Origin of the sequence: Plantactinospora sp. CA-294935 (assembly GCF_050936445.1) — a bacterium.
Taxonomy (GTDB): Bacteria; Actinomycetota; Actinomycetes; order Mycobacteriales; family Micromonosporaceae; genus Plantactinospora.
The window spans coordinates 205250-226738 of the sequence record NZ_JBNJMU010000001.1; the positions used below are offsets into that span (position 1 = coordinate 205250).

Consider the following 21489-nt stretch of genomic DNA (forward strand, 5'->3'; position numbering starts at 1 on the left):
CCCCGGGCGCACGTCCGCAACGGCGGCGACGCTCGCGATACCCGGAAGGCTTGACCTCAACATTCGTTGCGGTTCTAGCGTCGACCGCATGACCGAGCCCAAACGCTCCCGCACCGTCCCCGCCCCGGAACTCTCCCTCGCCGTCATCGTCGGCAGCGTCCGCAGACCCCGGGTCGGCCGGATCGTCGCCGACTGGCTCGCCGAGACGGCCCGGCAGCGCGAGGGGCTCGCCGTCGACCTCGTCGACCTCGCCGAGGTCGCCCTGCCGCTGCACGACACCCCGCCCGGCGGCAACCCGAACAGCCCGATCTCCGGCCGGCTCGCCTCGGCCGACGGCTTCGTGGTGGTGACCCCGGAATACAACCACAGCTTTCCGGCGGCGCTGAAGAACGCGATCGACTGGCACTACCGCGAGTGGATGTTCAAGCCCGTCGCCCTGGTCTCCTACGGCGCCGGATCCGGCGGCATCCGGGCCGCCGAACAGTTGCGGCTGGTCTTCGCCGAGCTGTACGCCGCCACCACCCGCAACTGCGTCGCGCTCACCGCACCCTGGAGTCTCGTCGGCCGCGACGGTGTGCTCACCGTGGACGCACCCACCCGGCAGGCCGCCGACACGACCCTCGACGAGCTGACCTGGTGGGCGAGCACCCTGCGCGGCGGACGCCTCGACAACCCCTATCCGGGGTGAAGCTCCGGGCGGTACGCCGCGGGCACGTCGGAGCGGACGACCCAGCCGAGGGTGCGGTAGAGGGCACGTCCGTCGTCGGTGGCGACCAGGATTCCGGTACGCAGCCCGCCCGCCGCCGCCCGCGCGGCGAGGGTACGCATCAGCACACCGCCCAGCCCGCGTCGCCGGTGTGCCGCCTCGGTCTCGACCTTGTCGACGATGCCGAACTCCCCGGCCGGCGCCAGCCGCCCCCACGCGGCCCTGCCGCCGGCACCGTCCCGCACCGTCGCGACGACCACCCCGCCGCCGGGCTCGGTATCGACCTGGACGGTGTACGGCGCCGGCGGCCGGACCGGCTCCGCGCGGAACCGCACGCTCATCAGGTATCCGGCCGTGCCCATCGTCCACCCGTCGGGCAGGGCGGCCCAGAACTCGGCCGGATCCCCACTCACCTTGATCCAGGTGCCCGGGGCGGTCAGTTCCCGACCGAGCCGGCCGAGCGCGTCGGCGTCGTAGGTGTGCAGGACGTGGCGTACCCGATGGCCCGGCAGGCCGACGTCGACCCGGAAGCCGCCGGGCACCTCCACCGGCGCGGACGTCCCCCGGGAGACCGCCCAGCCGCGCCCCCAGGCCATCATCAGCGCCGGGACCGGGTAGGTCTCGGCGGTCCGGGCCGGGCCGGTGGAGCCGAGCGCCATCGATCTCCCTCCCTCGCCGAGTGGCCGGTTTTCGCTGCGCCTCTGTGTTAGAGCTCCGGCGGGGTGAGGGTGCCGATCACCGACTCCAGCGCGGCGCCGACCCGGTACATCCGGTCGTCCGCCATCGTCGGCGCCATGATCTGCAAGCCCACCGGCAGCCCCTCGGAGAGCCCGCACGGCACCGAGATGCCCGGCCCGCCGTAGAGGTTGGTCGGGATGGTGAAGAGGTCGGCCAGGTACATCTGGTACGGGTCCGAGGTGCGCGAGCCGAACGGGAACGCCACGAACGGCGTGGTCGGGGAGATCAGCACGTCGGCCTGCTCGAACGCGGCGGTGAAGTCGCGGGTGATCAGGGTACGCACCTTCTGCGCCTGTCCGTAGTAGGCGTCGTAGTAGCCGGACGAGAGCGCGTACGTGCCGAGCATGATCCGCCGCTTGACCTCGGGGCCGAAGCCGGCGTCCCGGGTCAGCGACATGACCTCCTCCAGCGAGTGCACGCCGTCGTCACCGACCCGCAGCCCGAACCGCACCCCGTCGAAGCGGGCCAGGTTGGACGAGCACTCGCTCGGCGCGATCAGGTAGTAGGCCGGCAACGCGTACTGGAAGTGCGGGCAGGAGACCTCGACGATCTCGGCGCCGAGCTTGGTCAGCGCGTCGACGGCGTCCCGGAACGCGGCCATCACGCCCGGCTCGGCACCCTCGCCGGAGAACTCCGTGACCAGCCCCAGCCGCACCCCGGTCAGGTCGCCGCCGGCACCGGCCCGGGCAGCGGCGACCACGTCCGGCACCGGCGCCGGAATCGAGGTGGAGTCGCGCCAGTCGTGCCCGCCGATCGCCTCGTGCAGCAGCGCCGCGTCCAGCACGGTACGCGCACACGGGCCGGGGGTGTCCAGCGACGACGAGAAGGCGACCAGGCCGTACCGTGAGGTGCCGCCGTAGGTCGGCTTCGCCCCGACGGTGCCGGTCACCGCCCCCGGCTGCCGGATCGAGCCACCGGTGTCCGAGCCGATCGCCAGCGGCGCCTCGTACGCGGCCAACGCGGCCGAGCTGCCCCCGCCGGAGCCGCCCGGAATCCGGCTCAGGTCCCACGGGTTGCCCGTCGGCCCGTACGCCGAGTATTCCGTCGACGAGCCCATCGCGAACTCGTCCATGTTGGTCTTGCCCAGCATCACCGTGCCGGCGGCACGCAGCCGGCGCACGATCGTCGAGTCGTACGGCGGGCGCCACCCCTGGAGGATCTTCGACCCGACCGTGGTCGGTACGCCCTTGGCGGTGAGCACGTCCTTGACCGCCACCGGCACCCCGGCCAGCGGGCCCAGCTCCTCCCCGGCGGCTCGCTTCGCGTCGACCGCGCGGGCCGCCTCCAGCGCACCGTCGACGTCGACGTGCAGGAAGGCGTGCACCCGGTCGTCGACCGCGGCGATCCGGTCCAGGTGCGCCTGGGTCACCTCGACCGCGGACGCCTCGCCGCCGGCGATGAGGGCCGCGATCTCGGTCGCGGTCATCCTGGTCACGTCAGCCATGGTGGTCACGCGTTCCCTTCCGCCGGGCCCTCACCGCGCGGGCTGGGCGGCTCGTCCTCGTCCAGGATGCGCGGCACCCGGAACCGGTCCTCCTCGCTGTCCGGTGCCCCGGAGAGCGCCTCCGCCCGGGTCAGCCCGGGCACCACCACGTCGTCGCGGAGCACGTTGGTCAGCGGCACCGAGTGCGAGGTGGGCGGGATGTCGGCGGCGGCCACCTCGCCGACCCGCGCGACGGCCTGGAGGATCACGTCGAGCTGGCCGGCGAAGGTGTCCAGCTCCTCCTCGGTGACGGCGAGCCGCGACAGTCGCGCCAGGTGCGCGACCTCCTCGCGGGAGATGGCGGACATCGGTGCCCCCTTCATGCCTTGACGTCTACGCGGCTTCCGCCGTCGACATTCCCGGCGCAGCGTGGCACGCGCGCCGTGACCTGAGCGAGTCTATTTGTCACCCCGAGCGCCGCCGCCCCCGGCTCCCCTGCGGGAGCCGGTTCACTCCACGCTCGGGTGCAGCCGGGCCGCCGCCTCAGCCTTCGCCGGTCTGCCGGGCCTCGTCACCGGCGCGGCCGGATCGACCGGCGCGGCCAGCACGTCCAGCTCGGTCGTCGGAGCGTCCACCCCGGCGGGCCGGTCCGGCTGCCCGGGCCGCTCGCCGCGCTGCCCCGCACCGTCGCCGTTCCGCGTTGCCGTCGGGTCGCCGTTCCGCGTCCCGGCCGGGTCGGCGTTCCGCGCCGCCCGGTCGCCGTCCTGTTCATCCGGGCCGCCGTTCCGCTCGGTCCGGGCACCGGAGCCGGGCCGCTCCGCGCCGACCGGGCCGGAGCCGCCGGCGCCGAGCCGGGTGGCGGGGCTGACCGGCCGGTACCGGGCGAGCCAGGTGACCAGGTCCTCGGCCGGCATCGGCCGGGCGAAGAACCAGCCCTGCGCGGCCTCGCAGCCGGCCTCGTGCAACAGCCGCCAGGTGCGCTCGTCCTCCACCCCCTCGGCGACGACCCGCAGCCCCAGGGCACCGGCCAGCTCGATCACCGACCGGACGATCGCCGCATCGTCGGCGTCGGCCACCATTCCGAGTACGAAAGACCGGTCGACCTTCACCTCGGCCAGCGGCAGCCGCCGCAGGTGCTGCATCGACGAGTAACCGGTGCCGAAGTCGTCGAGCGAGATCGCCACCCCGATCCGGTCCAGCCGGGAGATGGTGGCCAGCACCCGGCGCGGGTCGGCCATCAACGCGCCCTCGGTCATCTCCAACTGGATCCGGGACGGCGGTACCCCGTACTGGGCGAGCCGCTCCGCGATCTGGTCGGCGATCTCCCCGGTGTGCAGGTCGCGGACGCTGACGTTGACCGCCGCCCGCAGCTCCAGCCCGGCGGCGGACCACTTCGCGAGCTGCTCCACCACGTCGTCGACGACCCGGCGGGTCAGCAGCCGCATCACCGCGCTCTGCTCGGCGACCCGGATCAGCTCCTCCGGATCGACCATGCCGCGCCGGGGGTGCCGCCAGCGCAGCAGCGCCTCCACCCCGACCACCTCGCCGGTCGCGATCGCGATCTGCGGCTGGTAGTAGAGGGTGATCTCACCGGCGTCGTCGGCCCCGGTCTCCAGCACCCGGCGCAGGTCGGCCAGCAGGCTCAGCCGCTCGGCCGAGTTGTGGTCGGACTCGGCGGCGTAGACCGCCACCGGGTCGCCCCGGTGCTTGGCGTCGTACATCGCCACGTCGGCGTGCCGCATCAGGGTGGCGAAGTCCGCGCCGTGCTCGGGGTAGAGCGCGATCCCGATCGAGCCCCCGACGTCCAGCGGCAGCCCGTCCAGCGGCACCGGGTCGACCAGCTCGCCGACGACCCGGTCGGCGACCCGCCGGGCGTCCGCCACCCCGTCGAGCCGGGTGGCCAGGACCGCGAACTCGTCCCCGCCGAGCCGGGCGATCACGTCCGGTGGGCGTACCGCCGTGGTCAGCCGGGCGGCGACCTCGACCAGCAGCCGGTCCCCCACGGCGTGCCCGAGGGCGTCGTTGACGTGCTTGAACCGGTCGAGGTCGAGCAGGAGCAGTGCCAACTGCCCCCCGGGCGCCTGCTTGCCGGCCAGCTCGGCGTGCACCGCCACCTGCTCGGTCACCTCGGCGAGCAACGCCTCGCGGTTGGCCAACCCGGTCAGCGGGTCCTGCCGGGCGAGCTGTTCCCGCTCGGCGGAGAGCCGGGCCATCCGGGAGACCGCGTAGAGCGGCAGCACCATCATCGGTACCAGGGCCGGGCTGGTCCGGGCGGCGGCGACCAGCACCGGGGCGAGCAGCAGCAGCGACCCGGTGGCGAGCAGCTCGAAGCCGAGCCCCTGCCGGATCCGGGTCCACCACCGGCCGCCGAAGCGCAGCCGGACGGCGCTGGCCACCAGGCCGTGGTTGACGGTCAGCCAGGCGGCCGCCGCGCCGATCGCGACCAGCACGTCGAGCGGCCGGAGCCGGCCGGTCGACCCGAACCCGTCGCCGGGCACGAGCCGGACGACCGCGTCGGCGGCGGCGAGCGCGCAGGCGTACTGGGCGATGTTGAAGATCGTGCGCCACGGCGCGTACCGCATCCGCCAGCCGGAGACCAGCACGGCGGCGGCCTGCACCGCGATGGCCGGCCCCGGCCCCCACTCCAGGGCGATGGCGAAGGTGAAGCAGATCGACGGGAAGACGGACATGCTGCGCCGTTCGGCGTGCGGGCTGAACGGGCGGGCGTCGAAGGTGACCGCGAGGGCCGCCATCAGCCAGAACGCCAGCGGCAGCCGGGACAGCTCGCCGGGCAGGGCGAGCAGCGACACGGCGGAGACCCCGACGGCCAGGCCGACGACAGCCCAGACGAAGCCGAAGAAGGGCGCCGTCCGATCTGGAGGGACGGAGTTCCGCAGCACGGCGGCCTCCATGTGACCTCCCGAGCCTCTTGGTCTGGGCGCGGCGGCTGCCGCGCGGCGTGCCCCCCATGAAACGCCCTGACCCGGGCCGCGCGGGGGGCGACAGACGCGAATCGGGCCTAGTCGTGACTAACTTGAAATACGGCGCATCTTGCCCACATGATTCTGTTACGCAGAGCTGATTGACTCATCACTGATCGTCACTGATTACGAGCCTACCCGCCGCCTCCGCACCCTCCGAGAGCAGCGCCGCGAAGCCGGCCTCGTCGAGCATAGGCACCTTCAGCGCGGCCGCCTTCTCCGCCTTGGAGCCCGGGTTGTCGCCGACCACCACGAAGTCGGTCTTCTTCGAGACGGACCCGCTGACCTTGCCGCCCCGGATCCGCACCTCCTCGGCCGCCCGGTCCCGGGTGTAGCCCGACAGCGTCCCGGTCACCACCACGGTCAGCCCCTCCAGCGGGCGCGGACCCTGCTCGACCCGCTCCTCGGCCATCCGTACGCCCGCCTCGGCCCACTTGCGCAGCACCTCGCGGTGCCAGTCCACGTCGAACCACTCCCGCAGGCTGACCGCGATAGTCGGCCCGACACCGTCCACCGCCGACAGTTCCGGCTCGCCGGCCGCCTCGATCGCCGCGACCGAGCCGAACTCCCGGGCCAGCGCCTCTGCCGCGGTCGGGCCGACGTGCCGGATCGAGAGCGCCACCAGCACCCGGGCCAGCGGCCGGTCCTTCGCGGCGGCGAGACTCTCCAGCAGCTTCTGCGCGTTCCGGCCCAGTGTGCCGTCCTTCTTGACGAAGAACGGCACCTGGGCAAGCCGCTCCTCGTCCAGGCCGAAGAGGTCGCCCTCGTCGGTGATCACCCCCGCGTCGAGCAGCGCGCCGACCGCCTTGAGGCCGAGTACCTCGATGTCCAGTGCCTCCCGGCCGGCCAGATAGAAGATCCGCTCGCGGAGCTGGGCGGGGCAGGTCCGGGTGTTCGGGCAGCGGATGTCGACGTCGCCCTCCCGGGACGGCGCCAGTGCGGTGCCGCAGGCCGGGCAACGGGTGGGCATCTCGAACCGGCGGGCGTCCGGCGGGCGCAGCTCGACGATCGGCCCGAGCACCTCCGGGATCACGTCACCGGCCTTACGGATCACCACCGTGTCGCCGATCAGCACGCCCTTGCGCTCCACCTCGTGCGCGTTGTGCAGGGTCGCCCGAGCCACCGTCGAGCCGGCCACCTTCACCGGCCTCAGCTCGGCGAACGGGGTCACCCGGCCGGTCCGGCCAACGTTGACCTCGATGTCGAGCAGTTCGGTGGTGACCTCCTCCGGCGGGTACTTGAAGGCGATCGCCCAGCGGGGCGCCCGGCTGGTCGAGCCGAGCCGGCCCTGGATGGCGACCGGGTCGACCTTGACCACCACCCCGTCGATCTCGTGCTCGACGTCGTGCCGGTGCTGGGCGTAGTACTCGATGTAGTCCTGGATGCCGGCCAGGTCCGGTACCACCCGCCAGCGGTCGCTGGTCGGCAGCCCCCAGCCGCGCAGCGCCGCGTACGCCTCGGACTGGGCCACCGGCGCGAACCCCTGGCGCGCCCCCAGCCCGTGTACGACCAGCCGCAGCGGCCGGCTCGCCGTGATCCGGGGATCCTTCTGGCGAAGGCTGCCCGCCGCCGCGTTGCGTGGGTTGGCGAACGGCGGCTTCCCCTGCTCGACCAGCCCCGCGTTCAGGTCGGCGAAGGCGGCCACCGGGAAGTAGATCTCGCCCCGCACCTCCAGCAGCTCGGGCACCGGATCGGTGCCGTCGGCGAGCCGCTCCGGCACCTCCTTCAGGGTCCGTACGTTGGCGGTGACGTCCTCGCCGATCCGGGTGTCGCCCCGGGTGGCGGCCCGGACCAGCCGCCCCCGCTCGTAGGTGAGGTTGATGGCCAGCCCGTCGACCTTCAGCTCGCAGAGGTAGTCCACCGGGCCGCCGGCGTCCCGCTCGATCCGCTCCACCCAGCCCGTCAACTGTTCCTGGGTGAAGGCGTTGTCCAGCGACATCATCCGCTCGATGTGCGGCACCGGGGTGAAGAGCGTCGAGAAGGTGCCGCCGACCCGCTGGGTCGGTGACTCCGGGGTACGCAGTGCCGGATAGCGCTCCTCCAGCGCCTCCAGCTCGCGCAGCAGCGTGTCGAACTCGGCGTCCGAGACGATCGGCGCGTCGAGCACGTAGTACCGGTACTGGTGGTCGGTGATCTCGGTGCTCAGCTCGGCGTGCCGGTCCCGCGCCCCGGCGGTCGGCTCCTCGCCGGCCGCCGCCTCCTGCTCGGGCCCGACCTGCTGCGGGATCGCTTCCTCGGACACCTCGACCTCCTCCGACCTCCCCGCAAACGTAACCGCCGGACCCGACCCGCACACCGGACCGGTCCGAACCGCCTGCGGACCGGCAGCCCCGGCGGACGGCCCGGCCCGGGTGGACGCCGGTTCCCGGCCCTGACCAGGTGTGCACCGCCGGCCGCTCGGCGACCTACCGCGCCGGCCGGCTCCGGGGCGGCCGCCCGGCGCAGGGCGTCGAGCAGCCCGCTCAGCGCGGGCGGGACCGGGGCCGACCCGCGCACGGCGGCGCAGATTGAAGCACTGGTGCGGCGGCGGTCAGTCCCAGGCGGTGCCGAGGGTGCTGAGCTGGTCGGCGTACTCGATCCGATCGGGCCAGTCGGCGGGCCAGCCCGCCATCCCGTGGGCCGCACCGACGAACGCGCCGGCCAGGCAGGCGATGGAGTCCGAATCGCCGGAGGTGGTGGCGGCCCGGGCCAGCGCCGACACCGGGTCGTCGGCGTGCCGGATCGCGCAGAGCAGGGCGGTGGCCAGCGCCTCCTCGGCGATCCAGCCCGCACCGGTGGCCGCGCACGGATCGGTGCCGTCGTCGGGCACCGCCAACGCCGCGTCGAGTGCGTCGAGCACGCCGAGGCACTCGTCCCAGCCCCGGGCGATGAAGGTGACCGGGTCGTCGACGGCGGGCCGCTGCCACAGGTCGCCGAGCCAGTCCGCCCGGTAGACGGTGCGCTGTCGTACGGCCCGCTCCCGCAGCAGGCCGGGCAGCTCGGCCAGCGCGACGCCGTCCCGCAGCACCCGGACCGCGTACGCGGTCAGCTCGCTCGCCGCGAGCCCGGTCGGGTGCCCGTGGGTCAGTCCGGCCTGCAACTGGGCGACTCCGGCGAGAGTCTCCAGGTCGTAGCCGGGGACCAGGCCGACCGGGGTGACCCGCATGTTGGCGCCGCAGCCCTTCGAGTCGGCGACGGTCGCGGCCTGCCAGCGCAACCCCTCGGCCAACCCGCCGCAGGCGCGCAGGCAGGTCATCCCGGGGGCGCGATTGTTCTCCGGACTCTGCGCCCAGGCCACGAAGCGCTGCCGGAGCAGCGGCTCCAGCACCTCGGGGGTGACCGCCGGGCCGGCGTCGTGCAGAGCCCAGCCGACCGCCAGCCCCATCTGGGTGTCGTCGGTGACCCGGGCCGGCTGCCCGACCAGGTCGCGGGGGCCGCTCGGGCCGTACCGCCGCTGGATCTCGGCGACCGGCAGGAACTCGGTCGGCGCACCGAGCGCGTCACCGTAGGCCAGCCCGAACAGCGAACCGGAGGCGCGGGCCGCGGTCGGCGAGGCGGTCGGGGCGGCAACCGGATCATGCATGGCGGCCATCTTCCCCGAGTCCTTCCGGCGCCGCCACCCGCTCGGCCGGGCGGATCAGTCGTCCCAGCAGAGACAGAACGGGTGCCCGGCGGGATCGGCGTAGACCCGCCAGCCCCGGCCGGAACCGGGCAGCCGGGTGGCGCCCAGCGCCAGCACCTTCGCCTCGGCCGCGTCGACGTCCTCGACGGTGACGTCCAGGTGGAACTGCTGCGGGCGGTGCGGGTCGGGCCAGCGCGGCTCACGCAGGTTGACCGCCCGCTGGAAGGCGAGCCGGGGGTGCTCGCCGGGCCCGCCGCCGAGCACGACCCAGCCGTCCTCGTCGTCGGCGTGGCGGTCGTCGACAGGCAGCCCGAGCAGCTCGGAATAGAAGCCGGCCAGGGCGCGGGGATCAGGGCAGTCGATGACGACGGAACGCAGGTGACCGATCATTCCCCCATCCTGCCCATGGAATGTGACAGGAAACCTACTCCTCGGCGAGTCGGCGGCCGGCGTCCCGGCAGGCGGTGAGGACGGTTCGGGCGTACTCGCCGGTGGCGCCGGCCAGCCCGCAGGCAGGGGTCACCACCACCTGCTGGGCGAGCCGGGCGCGGGGGAAGCCGAGCCGGTCCCAGAGTTGGCGTACCCGATCGGCGACCTGGGCCGACGACGGCCCGCGCCCGCCCGGCGGCGGCAGCGTCGGTGCCGCCCCGGCGAAGAGGCCGAGCCCGGCGTCGATCGCCTCACCGACCGGGTCGAGCCGGTCCACCAGGGCCAGGTCGAGGGCGACCGCGACCGCGCCGGCGGACCGGACCAGGTCCAGCGGTACGTCCCGGGCACAGCAGTGCAGCACCACCGGCGCGTCGACCGCCGACACCACGGTGCGGAGCAGGCCGGCCGCCGTCCCCGACTCGACCGGCCGGTACGCCCCCAGCCCGCTCTCGGTCGGAATCCGCCCGGCCAGTACGGCGGGCAGCGTCGGCTCGTCCAGTTGCAGCAGCACCGTGGCCCGGGGCAGCCGGCGGCGGACCTGCGCCACGTGCCCGCGCAGCCCGTCGGCGAGCGACTCGGTCAGTTCCCGGACCGCGCCCGGATCGCGGAGCATCCAGCCGCCGACCGGCAGCTCGATGTTGGCGGCCAGGGTGAGCGGCCCGGCCGCCTGGACCTTGAAGGTGCCGGTGAACTCGCCGGCCTGCTCGGTCATCTGGTCCAGGTCACGTTCCAGCAGGTCGAGCGCCTGCCGCAGGTCCCGCCCCGGCCGGCCGGCGATCCGCCACCGGGCGGCGTACAGCTCGACCGGCAGGTCCACCAGCAGTGCGGCGCTCCGGCCCACCAGGTCGGCGCCGGGTCCCCGGGCGGGCAGCTCGGGCAGGTGCGGCACGGGCAGCTCGCCGAGGACGATCCGCTGCGCCTCGGCGATGTCGGTGTCGGGCATCGACCCGATGCCGGAGGCCGCCCCGGCCGGCCACGGCCAGGCCGGCCCGGTCGCCGCCGTCGATTCCGCGAGTTGGTCGGGCACCTGCTGTTGATCGGTCACGTCGGCAGGTTATCCCGGCACCGGCCGTCCATCCGGCACCTCCCCGTCCGGCCGCCTCCTCCCGGGTACGCCGGGGACGGGTCGGACCGGGCTCAGGCGGCGGCGCTGATGGTGGCGGAGCCGAGCACGACATCGCCGCCCGGATCGGGCCGGTACGCCACGATCGCCTGCCCGGCCGCCACCCCCCGGACCGACTCGCGCAGCTCGGCGCGGAGCCCCGCCCCGTCGAGCCGGACGGTCGCCGGCACCACCTGGCCGTGCGCCCGCAACTGCACCTCGCAGTCGAACGCGTCGGTCGGCACCGGCCCGCCGGTCCAGACGGGACGCTCGCCGGCCACCGTGGAAACCTCCAGCGCCTCGGCCGGGCCCACCGTCACGGTGTTGGTCTTCGGGGTGATCGAGAGCACGTACCGGGGCTTCCCGTCCGGGGCCGGCACGCCGAGCGACAGCCCCTTGCGCTGCCCCACCGTGTAGGCGTAGGCGCCGCTGTGTGCACCGACCACCGCGCCGGTGCGGGCGTCGACGATCTCACCGGGTGCCTCGCCCAGCTTGTCGGCGAGGAACCGCCGGGTGTCGCCGTCGGCGATGAAGCAGATGTCGTGCGAGTCGGGCTTGTCGGCGACCGCCAGGCCACGGCGGGCCGCCTCGGCGCGTACCTGCGCCTTGGTCGAGTCGCCGAGCGGGAAGATCGACCGGTCGAGCTGCTCCCGGGTCAGCACCGCCAGCACGTACGACTGGTCCTTGGCCAGGTCGACGCTGCGCCGCAGCAGCCCGTCCGGGCCGAGCCGGGCGTGGTGCCCGGTGACCACCGCGTCGAAGCCGAGCGCCACCGCCCGGTCCAGTACGGCGGCGAACTTGATCTTCTCGTTGCACCGCAGGCAGGGGTTCGGGGTACGCCCCGCCGCGTACTCGGCGACGAAGGTCTCCACCACGTCTTCGTGGAACCGGTCGGCCAGGTCCCACACGTAGAACGGGATGCCGAGCACGTCCGCCGCCCGCCGGGCGTCCCGGGAGTCCTCCAGCGTGCAGCAGCCCCGGGCACCGGTCCGGTACGTCTGCGGATTGCGCGCCAGCGCCAGGTGTACGCCGGTGACGTCGTGACCGGCCTCCACCGCCCGCGCGGCGGCGACCGCCGAGTCGACCCCGCCGGACATCGCTGCCAGTACCCTCACCGGTCCATCCCCTCCACCCGACGAGCGTAGCCGGCCCGGCCGGCGGACCGTCCTGGCCACCGGGCCGGCCGTCGCCCGGCTCACCGACCGGGATGTCGACCGAGGCGGTCAACTCCGGGCGGCCTTGACGACGCAGTCACTCCCGGCGGCCTTGACGACGCGGTCAGCTCCGGCGGCCTTGACGACGCGGTCAGCTCCGGGCGGCCTTGACGGCCCCGGCCCGGCGGGCCCGCTCGACCACTCCGGGCAGCGCGGCGACCAACGCGTCCACGTCCTCGACGGTCGAGGTGTGCCCGAGCGAGAACCGCAGCGACGACCGGGCCCGGTCGTCGTCGGCACCCATCGCCAGCAACACGTGCGAGGGCTGGGCCACCCCGGCCGAGCAGGCCGACCCGGTCGAACAGGCGATTCCCTGCGCGTCGAGGAGCATCAGCAGGGCGTCCCCCTCGCAGCCGGGGAAGGAGAAGTGTGCGTTGCCGGGCAGCCGGTCGACCGGATCGCCGTTGTAGAGCGCCTCCGGCACCGCCTGCCGGACCCGGGCCACCAGGTCGTCGCGGAGCGCGGCGACCCGGGCCGCGTAGTCCTGCTGGGCCTTGACCGCGGCCTCGACCGCGACGGCGAAGGCGACGATCCCGGCGGCGTCCAGGGTGCCGGACCGGACGTCCCGCTCCTGCCCGCCGCCGTGCAGCACCGGTGTGCAGCCGACGTCCCGGCCGAGCAGCAGCGCGCCCACCCCGACCGGCCCGCCGAGCTTGTGCCCGGTGACGGTCAGCGCGGCCACCCCACTGGCGGCGAAGTCGACCGGTACCTGGCCGACCGCCTGCACCGCGTCGGTGTGGAACGGGATGCCGTACGCGGCGGCCACCTCGGCGAGCGCGGCGATCGGCTGTACGGTGCCCACCTCGTTGTTCGCCCACATCGCGGTGACCAGGGCGACCTCGTCGGCGTGCGCGTCGAGTTCGGCCGCGAGCCGGTCCGGGTCGAGCCGGCCCGCCCGGTCGACCGGCAGCCAGCTCGCGGTCGCCCCGTCGCGGCTGGCCAGCCACTCGACGGAGTCCAGCACCGCGTGGTGCTCGACGGCGCTCGCCACCACCCGGGTCCGGCCGGGGGCGCCGGCCCGGCGCGCCCAGAAGATGCCCTTGACCGCGAGGTTGTCGCTCTCGGTACCGCCCCCGGTGAAGACCACCTCGGACGGCCGGGCGCCCAGGACGGCGGCTACCCGCTCGCGGGACTCCTCCACCTTGCGCCGGGCACACCGTCCGGCGGCGTGCAGTGACGACGGGTTGCCGACCTCGCGAGCGGTCGCAACGTACGCCTCCAACGCCTCGTCGAGCATCGGCGTGGTGGCCGCGTGATCAAGGTAAGTCATCAGGATCCAGCCTAATGCCAGAGTCCGGGCCGCCCACTCGGCCGCCCGGCCGTGCCCCACCGGCCCGGCGCCGGCGCCCGGCGGGCCGACCAACCTCTGGCCAGCGACGGAACCCGGCCGGGTGCCCTGGGGCAGCCCGGCCGGGTATCGCAGGTCACACCGCGGCGGGCGGTCACCGCCGGACCGCTCGTCGGCTACCGCCGCTTGCGGATCTCCTCGGCGGCCTGCGGTACGACCTTGAACAGGTCCCCGACCACACCGAAGTCGGCCAACTCGAAGATCGGCGCCTCCGCGTCCTTGTTCACCGCGACGATCGTCTTCGAGGTCTGCATGCCGGCCCGGTGCTGGATCGCGCCGGAGATGCCGAGCGCCACGTAGAGCTGCGGCGAGACGGTCTTGCCGGTCTGGCCCACCTGGAACTGGTGCGGGTAGAAGCCGGAGTCGACGGCCGCCCGGGACGCGCCCACCGCGCCGCCGAGCAGGTCGGCCAGCTCCTCCACCAGCTTGAAGTTGTCGGCGTTGCCGACACCGCGACCACCGGAGACCACCACCGACGCCTCGGTCAGCTCCGGCCGGGTGCCCTTCTGCTCGGCCACCCGGTCGACCACCCGGGCCAGCCTGTCGGCCTCGCCGAGCACGACGGCGAGCTGCTCGACGGTGGGCGTGGCGGCGGCCGGGCTCGGGGTGACCGAGTTCGGCCGCAGGGTCACCAGCGGCAGGCCCCGGGTCACCTTCGAGGTGACGATGGTCGAGCCGGCGAAGGCGACCTGGGTCGCGGTACCGTCGGCGGCCAGTCCGACCACATCGGTGAGTACCCCGTTGTCCAGCTTGACCGCCAGCCGGGCGGCGATCTCCTTGCCCTCCTGGCTGGAGGCGAGCAGCACGGCGGCCGGCTGTACCCGGCGGACCAGCTCGGCCAGCACCGTCGCCTTCGGCGCCACCAGGTAGCCGTCGATCTCCTCGTGCTCGGCGGCGTAGATCTTCGCCGCGCCGTACTCGCCCAGCCTGTCGCCGAGCGCGGCGGCGGCGCCGGGACCGCCGAGCACCACCGCAGCCGGCGTACCCAGCTCGCGGGCGAGGGTGAGCAGTTCGAGCGTGACCTTCTTGACGCCGAACTCGCGGGTGGCCTCGACGACGACGAGAACCTCGGTCATGACTTCTCCTCCTGATTCCCGGTCGCGCTCAGACGAACTTCTCGGTGGCGAGGAACTCGACCAGCCTCGTGCCGCCGGTGCCGTCGTCGGTGACCCGCTCGCCGCCGGCGCGCTCCGGGCGGCGGCTGTGCGCCAGTACGGTGCTGGTGGCGCCGGCGAGGCCGACCTCGTCGGCGGCGACGCCCAGGTCGGCCAGGGAGAGCGTCTGCACCGGCTTCTTCTTGGCCGCCATGATGCCCTTGAAGGAGGGGTAGCGCGGCTCGTTGATGGTGTCCCAGACCGAGACCACCGCCGGGGTCGCGGCGGCGACCACCTCGTAGCCCTCCTCGGTCTGCCGCTCCACCGTGAGGTTGCCGCCCTCCACGGTCAGCTTGCGGGCGCCGGTCAGCGCGGCGATGCCGAGCCGCTCGGCGAGCATGTGCGGCATCACCTGCACCCGGCCGTCGGTCGACTCGGCGCCGCAGAGCACCAGGTCGGCGTCGAGCTGGCCGAGGGCCGCGGCGAGCACCTTGGAGGTGGCCACGGCGCAGGACCCGTGCAGGGCGGCGTCGAGCACGTGAACGGCCTTGTCCGGGCCCATCGACAGCGCCTTGCGGATCGACTCGGCGGCCTTCTCCGGGCCCATGGTCAGCACGGTCACCTCGCCGCCGTGTGCCTCCTTGATCCGCAACGCCTCCTCGATGGCGTACTCGTCCATCTCGTTGATGACGTTGTTTGCCGACCCCCGGTCGACGGTGTTGTCGTCACTGCGCAGGTTGCGGTCCGCGCCCGAGTCGGGCACCTGCTTGACGAGTACGACGATGTTCATCGCGCTTCGACGACCCTCCTGTGAATGGCGATCCCCGCCGACCGTGGCGATCCGCCGGGGTTGCTCGGGAGCAGCCTCCCGCCTCCTTAACGATCGGTCAACCAAAGACCGACGGCTCGGCGCGCGGGAAGGTGTGGCGTTACTTACGGCCAATGTTACCCGCAAGTAGCATAGCGCCGCGGGCACCCCGGAGTGACCCGGCTCACCGTCCCACACCGGGCCCGGGGACGCCGCCCGGCTCAGCCGTCCGCGTCCAGCGCCTCCCGGACGGTGGCCATCACCGCCGCCTCGCTCGGGCTGATCCCGTCGTGCGCCCGGGCCACCTCCTCGGTGGCCCGCAACACCGCCGAGCGATAGCTGGCCACCTCGTCAGGTGCCTTCGACCGGAGGATCTCGACCGAGCGGCGCAGCGCGGGCAGCACCGTCGCCGGCACCTCGGCCGGCGACCCGCCGGGCAACCGGGGCAGGGCACCGGTGGTGAGCAGCTCCCGGACCAACCCGGTGGTGCCGGCGAAGGCGTTCGACGCGGCCAGACTCTCCTTGATCATGGAGAACGCGCCCGGTTCGGCGCTCGACACCAGGAAGACCGCGCCGAACGCGGCCCCCTTCAGGATCGCCCGCTCCTCCTCGGTCAGCGGCTGCGTCACGGCTTCGGAGTGTAGACGTACGGCGTGGTGGTGGTGACCGGGACGAAGCCGAGCCGCTGGAGAATCGGCCGACTGTCCTCCGAGGCGTCCACCTGCAACAGGCTGAAGCCCCGGGCGTCGGCCAGCCGTGCCCGGTGGGCCAGCAGCGACCGGTAGATGCCCCGGCGGCGCCAGTGCGGCAGGGTCGCCCCGCCCCACAGGGTGGCGAACCGGGTGCCGGAGACGAACCGGACCCAGGCCGCGCTGACCAGCTCGTCGTCGGTCTCGGCCACCACGATGGTCAGCGGCGGCTGGTCCAGCTCGGCACCGGCGGCGAGTTCCCGCTCCAACCCGTCGGCCAGCCAGCTCCCGTCGTCGTCGCCACCCCAGACCCGCGCCTTCAGCCGGGCGATCCGGTCCAGGTCCGCGCGCTCGGTCACCTCGCGCAGGCGTACCCCCGCAGGCGGCACCGGCAGCGTCGCCGCCAGCGACGTGACCGGGCCGACCACCACGGTCTCCCGCTCCTCCGGGACGAAGCCCGCGGCCACCAACCGGTCCGGCAGGTCGGCCGGCTGGTCGTGGCCGTGCAGCTTCCACTCGACCGGCTGGCCCAGCCCGGCGAAGTGGTCCCGCTGCCGCGTGATCAGCTCGTCCAGCGCCGCCCCGGTCAGCCCACCCAGGTCGCGGTAGGTCAGGAAGCCGCCCCGGTCCAGGCCCTCGATCCGCAGCAGCGGACCGTCCCGGTCCACCGTGACACCCGGCGGCACCGGCTCCGGCGGGCGGGCCCGCAACTGGTTGTCGTAGGCCGTCCGCAGCAGGTCGGCGTCGAGATCCGTCACCCGCCCAGGCTACGGCCGATGTCCACCCGATAATCTCCGAACGTGTACCAGGCGATCCGGCGGTGGTTCGACCCGCGCGAACTGCGGGAGGTCGGCGAGACGCCGGACTACCGCTTCTCACTCGCCAACGAGCGCACCTTCCTCGCCTGGTTGCGTACCGGCCTCGCGCTGATCGCCGGTGGGCTCGCCGTGGCGCAGTTCCTGCCGCCGATGCCGGTCCCGTACCTGCGCGAAGCCCTCGCCGTGGCACTGCTGCTGCTCGGCGGCGCGGTGGCGGTACGGGCGGTCGACCACTGGGCGCGTACCGAGCGGGCCATCCGGCTCGGCCACGAGCTTCCCGCCTCGCGGTTTCCCGCCGTACTCGCCCTGCTGGTCGGGGTCGGTGCCGTACTGCTCGTGGTGGCGGTGCTGGTGCAGGCGGCCCGGAACCCGTGAGCCCGGAACGGGTGGGTCCGGAGCAGCGGGGGCCGGGGCGGGACGTCGGGCTGGCCGCCGAGCGGACCCGGTTGGCGTGGCGGCGCACAGTGCTCGCGATCGGTGTGGTGGCGGTGCTCACCGCCCGGCTGGCCGTGTCGAACGGGATGGTCGGGGCGCTGGTCGTCCTGGCCGGGCTGGGCTGGCTCGGCGTACTGGCGGTGACCTTCCCGCGGTCGACCGGCCGGCGCGGCCACCCCGGCCGGGGGCTACCGCTGATCGCCCTGATCACCGTCGGTTTCGCCGGACTCGGCCTGCTGCTGGTGCTGGCGTCGGTGCACTGACGGGATCGGGTACGTCATCATGGCCAGATGGTCCGCCTCTACGCGCTCCTCGCCATCGGACAGCTCATCCTGGCCGTCGTCGCTCTGATCAGCTGCCTGTCGGCCGAGAACGACGAGATCCGCGCACTCCCCCGGTTCGCCTGGGTTCTGATCATCCTGTTCTTCCCGCTGGTCGGCTCGATCGCCTGGTTCGTCGCCGGCCGTCCGGTCAGCCCCGAACGGCCGGCCGCCGGTGGCCGTCCGGCCGGCGGCCCTGACCGCCGGCCACCGCTGGCCCCCGACGACGACCCGGAGTTCCTCCGTTCCCTGGACGAGGAGCGGTCGAAGCGCGACCGCGAACTGCTCGACAGCTGGGAGCGGGATCTCCGGCGCCGGGAGGAGGAACTGCGGCGCCGGGACAGCGAGCCGCCCCGGGAAGAGGACAAGCCGGACGTCTGACCGGCGGCCGCGTCCCGCTCGGGCGTACCCGGGCCACCGGGTCGACATCGCGGGCTGCCCGGTGACCGTGCCAGGCACAATCGAGCCCGTGCAGATCGCCATGCTCGGGCCGCTGGAGGTCAGGGCCGACACCGGGGTGCCGGTGCCGGTCAGCGGTGCACGGCTGCGCCGGTTGCTGATCCTGCTCGCGCTCGACGCCGACAGGGTCGTCGACACCGGCCGGCTGATCGACGGGCTGTGGGAGGACGAACCGCCGGCGGGTGCGGCGAACGCGTTGCAGGCGCTGATCTCCCGGCTCCGGCGTACCGTGCCGGACGCCCCGATCGAGTCGCATCCGACCGGCTACCGGCTGGCCGTCGAACCAGCGGCGGTGGACGTACGCCGGTTCGAACGCTTGGTCGGCACCGGCCGGGCCATGCTCAGCTCGGACCCGCCCGGTGCCGCCGAGGTACTCGCCGACGCGCTCGGCCTCTGGCGGGGCCCCGCGCTGGCCGACGTGGCGCACGCCGGATTCGCCCGGGGACCGGCGGCCCGCCTCGACGAGCTGCGGCTGACCGCCGTCGAGGAGCGGATCGACGCCCGGCTGGCCTCCGGCGAGGCTGCCGTGCTGGTACCGGAGCTGCGTGCCCTGGCCGAGGCACACCCGCTCCGCGAGCGCTTCACCGGGCAGCTCGTCCGGGCACTGGCAGCCACCGGGCGGTCCGCCGAGGCGCTGGCCGCGTACGCCCGGCTGCGGCGCACCCTGGCCGAGACCCTCGGTACCGCGCCGGCCCCCGAGCTCGCCGCGCTGCACCTCGAACTGCTCCGGGAGGCCACGCCCGTCCCGCCGGCCCCCGAATCGGGCAGCACCTCCGGCGACGCGCCGGCCGACAACCTGCCCACCCCGCTGACCACCTTCGTCGGCCGGCAGCCGGAGATCAGCCGGGTCGCCGAGCTGCTCTCCGGATCCCGGCTGGTCACCCTCACCGGTCCGGGTGGCGCCGGCAAGACCAGGCTGGCCGTCGAGGCCGCGCGTACGCTCTCCGGCCGCGCCTGTGATGCCCTGTGGCTGGTCGAACTCGCCCCGGTGACGGACGGCGCCGAGGTGCCGCAGACCCTCCTCCAGGTGCTCGGGTTGCGCGAGCAGGGCCTGCTGGCCGCCCGCAACCGCGTCCCCGGCGGGGAGGGGACGGACCCGATCGGCCGACTCGCCGGAGCCATCGGGTCCCGGCGGATGCTGCTGCTGCTCGACAACTGCGAACACGTCATCGAGGCCGCCGCCACCCTCGCCGACCGGCTGCTCGGCGCCTGCCCGGAACTGCGGGTCCTGGCCACCAGCCGGGAGCCGCTCGGCATCACCGGCGAGACGCTCTGCCCGGTCGACCCGCTGCCGCTGCCACCCCCGCACGCCGACCCGCTGACGGCGATGGCGTACCCGTCGGTCCGGCTGCTCGCCGACCGGGCCGGCGCGGTACGCCCCGACTTCACCGTGAACGACGACACCGTCGCCGCGGTGGTCCGGATCTGCCGGTCGCTGGACGGCATGCCGCTCGCCATCGAGCTGGCCGCCGCCCGGCTACGCAGCATGACCGCGGCCCAGGTCGCCGCCCGACTCGACGACCGGTTCCGGCTGCTCACCGGCGGCAGCCGCACGGCGCGGCCCCGGCACCAGACCCTGCGCGCGGTGTTCGACTGGAGCTGGGACCTGCTCGACGACGCCGAACGGGCACTCTGGCGCCGGCTGGCGGTGTTCAGCGGCGGAGCCACCCTGGACGCGATCGAACGGATCTGCGCACCGGACGGTGACGGGCCGGGGAGCGGTAACGGGCCGGCGGGCGGTGACGGGCCGGCGGGCGTACTCGACCGGGCCGGGGTGCTCGACCGGCTCTCCGCACTCGTCGACAAGTCGCTCGTGGTGGTTACCGGCAACGGCGAGCCGCGCTACCGGATGCTGGAGACCACCCGGGAGTACGGGCTGCGCCGGCTGGCCGAGGCCGGCGAGGCGGACCGGATCCGGCGGGCGCACGCCGAGGACTTCCTCGCGGTCGCCCGGGTCGCCGACGCCGAACTTCGCCGCGCGGACCAGCTTCGCTGGCTCGGCTGGCTGACCGCCGAGCACGACAACGTGCATGCCGCGCTGCGCTGGGCGATCGGTACCGGATCCGCCGCGACGGCGGTGGGACTCGTCGCGGCCCTCGGCTGGTACTGGTGGATGCGGGGCATGCGGGTCGAGGGCGTCGAACTGGCCGTCGCGGCGATGGCCCTGCCCGGGGTCGACCGGCTGCCCCCGGCGGAGGTCGCCATCGCCGAGCTGCTGACCGGGATGAACCTGCTCGCGGCCGAGGGCGAGTTCGCCAAGGGCGGGCAGTGGCTGGCCCGGGCGGCCCGGACCGCCGAGGGGCAGCAGCCGGCCCACCCGCTGCTGCGTCTGATCAAACCGATATCGGTGATGTTCGAGTCCTACCTGACCGAGCCGGCGCTCGACGTCCTGGCCACGCGGTTCGACGACCCCGACCCGTGGGTCCGGGCGACCGTCCGGATGTCCCACGCCCACGCGGAACTCAACAGCGGCGGGTCCGGCGACGCCGCCGAGGCCAACATGACCGCCGCGCTCGAGGGTTTCCGGTCGATCGGCGAACGGTGGGGCGCCGGGTACTCCCTCTCGGCCCTCGCCGAACTGGCCAGCCGACGGGGTGAGCACGGCCGGGCCGCCGGGTTGCAGAGTGAGGCGATCGAGCTGATCCGCCTGGTCGGCGCCGCCGAGGACCTCCCGGTGATGCAGGTCCGGCTGGCCCACGAGCTGTGGCAGCTCGGCGAGCACGACCGGGCACTCGCCCTCGTGATCGACGCCGACCGGCAGGCGGAGCGGATCGGCTCGGACGAGTGCCGGGCGGCGGTCGCCCACGAGTACGCCGAGATCCTGCGCGTCCGAGGCGACCTCGTCGGCGCCCGGCAGCGGCTCGACCAGGCCACCGGGCTGACCACGGATCGGCGGATGGCTCCGCAGTGGCGGGCGATGCTCGCCTCCTCGCACGGCGCGGTGACCGCCGCCCTCGGTGACCTGCCCGGCGCGCGGCAGCACCACGACCGGGCACTCGGCTTCGCGCTGGAGTTCTACGACGCCCCGGTGCTCGGCGCGGTACTGGCCGGTTTCGCCGACCTGGCGCTCCGGCTCGGCCGGCCGGCCGACGCGGCCCGGCTGCTCGGGGCGGCGGCGGGTGTCCGGGGCGGACCGGACCGCTCGCTGCTGGACGGCGCCCGGGTCGAGACGGCCGTCCGGGACGCGCTCGGCGAAGTGGCCTTCGCCGAGGCGTTCGGCCGGGGCGGGCAGGCCGCCGGCTCGCCGGCCGCACTGCCCGCACTGGTCCAGGAAACCGTCGGCTGACTCGCACCACCCGCCGTGGCCCGCTCGGCCGGCGTCGG

19 protein-coding genes are annotated in these 21489 nt (G+C 74.3%); 5 read left to right on the top strand and 14 right to left on the bottom strand.

The genetic code is table 11. From position 1 onward, the window contains the following. The first annotated feature begins 88 nt into the window (after window positions 1–88). Window positions 89–688 carry an NADPH-dependent FMN reductase gene (locus ACQEVC_RS01065; protein WP_432872438.1) on the top strand — a complete coding sequence of 200 codons (600 nt, stop codon included), beginning with the start codon at window positions 89–91 and terminating at the stop codon, window positions 686–688. Here ACQEVC_RS01065 and ACQEVC_RS01070 read toward each other — a convergent pair. The 14 genes from ACQEVC_RS01070 to ACQEVC_RS01135 form a co-directional block, all read right to left on the bottom strand. Continuing rightward, window positions 676–1365 carry a GNAT family N-acetyltransferase gene (locus ACQEVC_RS01070; RefSeq protein ID WP_432872441.1) on the bottom strand — a complete coding sequence of 230 codons (690 nt, stop codon included), beginning with the start codon at window positions 1363–1365 and terminating at the stop codon, window positions 676–678. The two genes, ACQEVC_RS01065 and ACQEVC_RS01070, sit on opposite strands and share 13 nt — an antisense overlap. A gap of 47 nt (window positions 1366–1412) precedes the next feature. Next, the gene (gene gatA / locus ACQEVC_RS01075) at window positions 1413–2888 is read right to left on the bottom strand and encodes an Asp-tRNA(Asn)/Glu-tRNA(Gln) amidotransferase subunit GatA (protein ID WP_432890932.1); all 1476 of its coding nucleotides are present in this window, start codon (window positions 2886–2888) and stop codon (window positions 1413–1415) included. A gap of 5 nt (window positions 2889–2893) precedes the next feature. Continuing rightward, complete coding sequence (gene gatC / locus ACQEVC_RS01080; RefSeq protein WP_101371937.1) at window positions 2894–3235, bottom strand: Asp-tRNA(Asn)/Glu-tRNA(Gln) amidotransferase subunit GatC; 342 nt, start codon at window positions 3233–3235, stop codon at window positions 2894–2896. Between the two features lie 141 nt (window positions 3236–3376). Then, window positions 3377–5779: an EAL domain-containing protein gene (locus tag ACQEVC_RS01085; protein WP_432872444.1), complete on the bottom strand. Its 2403-nt coding sequence runs from the start codon at window positions 5777–5779 to the stop codon at window positions 3377–3379. A gap of 178 nt (window positions 5780–5957) precedes the next feature. Further along, window positions 5958–8090: an NAD-dependent DNA ligase LigA gene (gene ligA, locus ACQEVC_RS01090; protein WP_432872447.1), complete on the bottom strand. Its 2133-nt coding sequence runs from the start codon at window positions 8088–8090 to the stop codon at window positions 5958–5960. 288 nt (window positions 8091–8378) lie between these two features. Then, entirely contained in the window at window positions 8379–9419 is a 1041-nt protein-coding gene (locus ACQEVC_RS01095) for an ADP-ribosylglycohydrolase family protein (protein WP_432872450.1), read from the bottom strand. A 45-nt stretch (window positions 9420–9464) separates the two neighbouring features. Continuing rightward, window positions 9465–9839, bottom strand: coding sequence for a VOC family protein (locus ACQEVC_RS01100; RefSeq protein ID WP_432872453.1), 375 nt, complete (start codon window positions 9837–9839; stop codon window positions 9465–9467). Window positions 9840–9873: 34 nt separating this feature from the next. Continuing rightward, window positions 9874–10821 carry a methionine synthase gene (locus tag ACQEVC_RS01105; RefSeq protein ID WP_432890935.1) on the bottom strand — a complete coding sequence of 316 codons (948 nt, stop codon included), beginning with the start codon at window positions 10819–10821 and terminating at the stop codon, window positions 9874–9876. Window positions 10822–11015: 194 nt separating this feature from the next. Beyond that, window positions 11016–12095, bottom strand: coding sequence for a tRNA 2-thiouridine(34) synthase MnmA (mnmA, locus tag ACQEVC_RS01110; RefSeq protein ID WP_432872456.1), 1080 nt, complete (start codon window positions 12093–12095; stop codon window positions 11016–11018). 190 nt (window positions 12096–12285) lie between these two features. After that, entirely contained in the window at window positions 12286–13464 is a 1179-nt protein-coding gene (locus ACQEVC_RS01115; protein ID WP_432872459.1) for a cysteine desulfurase family protein, read from the bottom strand. 194 nt (window positions 13465–13658) lie between these two features. Next, the gene (locus ACQEVC_RS01120) at window positions 13659–14618 is read right to left on the bottom strand and encodes an electron transfer flavoprotein subunit alpha/FixB family protein (protein WP_432872462.1); all 960 of its coding nucleotides are present in this window, start codon (window positions 14616–14618) and stop codon (window positions 13659–13661) included. A gap of 28 nt (window positions 14619–14646) precedes the next feature. Next, on the bottom strand, window positions 14647–15426 hold the full coding sequence (locus ACQEVC_RS01125; RefSeq protein WP_318400728.1) for an electron transfer flavoprotein subunit beta/FixA family protein: 780 nt from the start codon (window positions 15424–15426) through the stop codon (window positions 14647–14649). 239 nt (window positions 15427–15665) lie between these two features. After that, a complete protein-coding gene (locus tag ACQEVC_RS01130) occupies window positions 15666–16073 on the bottom strand; it encodes a hypothetical protein (protein ID WP_432872465.1) in 408 nt (135 codons plus the stop codon). After that, complete coding sequence (locus ACQEVC_RS01135; protein WP_432872468.1) at window positions 16070–16891, bottom strand: GNAT family N-acetyltransferase; 822 nt, start codon at window positions 16889–16891, stop codon at window positions 16070–16072. Before ACQEVC_RS01135 ends, ACQEVC_RS01130 begins: the two co-directional genes overlap by 4 nt. 42 nt (window positions 16892–16933) lie before the next feature. Between ACQEVC_RS01135 and ACQEVC_RS01140 the strand changes: the two genes are divergently transcribed. The 4 genes from ACQEVC_RS01140 to ACQEVC_RS01155 all read left to right on the top strand — a co-directional run bounded on the left by ACQEVC_RS01140 (window position 16934) and on the right by ACQEVC_RS01155 (window position 21451). Continuing rightward, a complete protein-coding gene (locus ACQEVC_RS01140; RefSeq protein WP_318400723.1) occupies window positions 16934–17326 on the top strand; it encodes a YidH family protein in 393 nt (130 codons plus the stop codon). Beyond that, a complete protein-coding gene (locus tag ACQEVC_RS01145) occupies window positions 17323–17649 on the top strand; it encodes a DUF202 domain-containing protein (RefSeq protein WP_432872470.1) in 327 nt (108 codons plus the stop codon). The genes ACQEVC_RS01140 and ACQEVC_RS01145 overlap by 4 nt, the downstream gene beginning before the upstream one ends. Window positions 17650–17676: 27 nt before the next feature. Further along, window positions 17677–18087 (top strand): PLD nuclease N-terminal domain-containing protein, encoded by a 411-nt coding sequence (locus tag ACQEVC_RS01150; RefSeq protein ID WP_432872473.1) that lies wholly within the window; start codon window positions 17677–17679, stop codon window positions 18085–18087. Window positions 18088–18175: 88 nt separating this feature from the next. Beyond that, entirely contained in the window at window positions 18176–21451 is a 3276-nt protein-coding gene (locus ACQEVC_RS01155) for an AfsR/SARP family transcriptional regulator (RefSeq protein WP_432872476.1), read from the top strand. The last annotated feature ends 38 nt before the right edge of the window (window positions 21452–21489 follow it).

Excerpts from the sequence above, each read along its gene's own strand:
- ACQEVC_RS01120 (WP_432872462.1), bottom strand. The coding sequence starts at position 14,618 with ATGACCGAGGTTCTCGTCGTCGTCGAGGCCACCCGCGAGTTCGGCGTC.
- ACQEVC_RS01100 (WP_432872453.1), bottom strand. The coding sequence starts at position 9,839 with ATGATCGGTCACCTGCGTTCCGTCGTCATCGACTGCCCTGATCCCCGC.
- ACQEVC_RS01070 (WP_432872441.1), bottom strand. The coding sequence starts at position 1,365 with ATGGCGCTCGGCTCCACCGGCCCGGCCCGGACCGCCGAGACCTACCCG.
- gatC (WP_101371937.1), bottom strand. The coding sequence starts at position 3,235 with ATGTCCGCCATCTCCCGCGAGGAGGTCGCGCACCTGGCGCGACTGTCG.
- gatA (WP_432890932.1), bottom strand. The coding sequence starts at position 2,888 with ATGGCTGACGTGACCAGGATGACCGCGACCGAGATCGCGGCCCTCATC.
- ACQEVC_RS01115 (WP_432872459.1), bottom strand. The coding sequence starts at position 13,464 with ATGACTTACCTTGATCACGCGGCCACCACGCCGATGCTCGACGAGGCG.
- ACQEVC_RS01105 (WP_432890935.1), bottom strand. The coding sequence starts at position 10,821 with ATGCCCGACACCGACATCGCCGAGGCGCAGCGGATCGTCCTCGGCGAG.
- ACQEVC_RS01065 (WP_432872438.1), top strand. The coding sequence starts at position 89 with ATGACCGAGCCCAAACGCTCCCGCACCGTCCCCGCCCCGGAACTCTCC.
- ACQEVC_RS01150 (WP_432872473.1), top strand. The coding sequence starts at position 17,677 with ATGGTCCGCCTCTACGCGCTCCTCGCCATCGGACAGCTCATCCTGGCC.
- ACQEVC_RS01085 (WP_432872444.1), bottom strand. The coding sequence starts at position 5,779 with ATGGAGGCCGCCGTGCTGCGGAACTCCGTCCCTCCAGATCGGACGGCG.
- ACQEVC_RS01095 (WP_432872450.1), bottom strand. The coding sequence starts at position 9,419 with ATGGCCGCCATGCATGATCCGGTTGCCGCCCCGACCGCCTCGCCGACC.
- ACQEVC_RS01125 (WP_318400728.1), bottom strand. The coding sequence starts at position 15,426 with ATGAACATCGTCGTACTCGTCAAGCAGGTGCCCGACTCGGGCGCGGAC.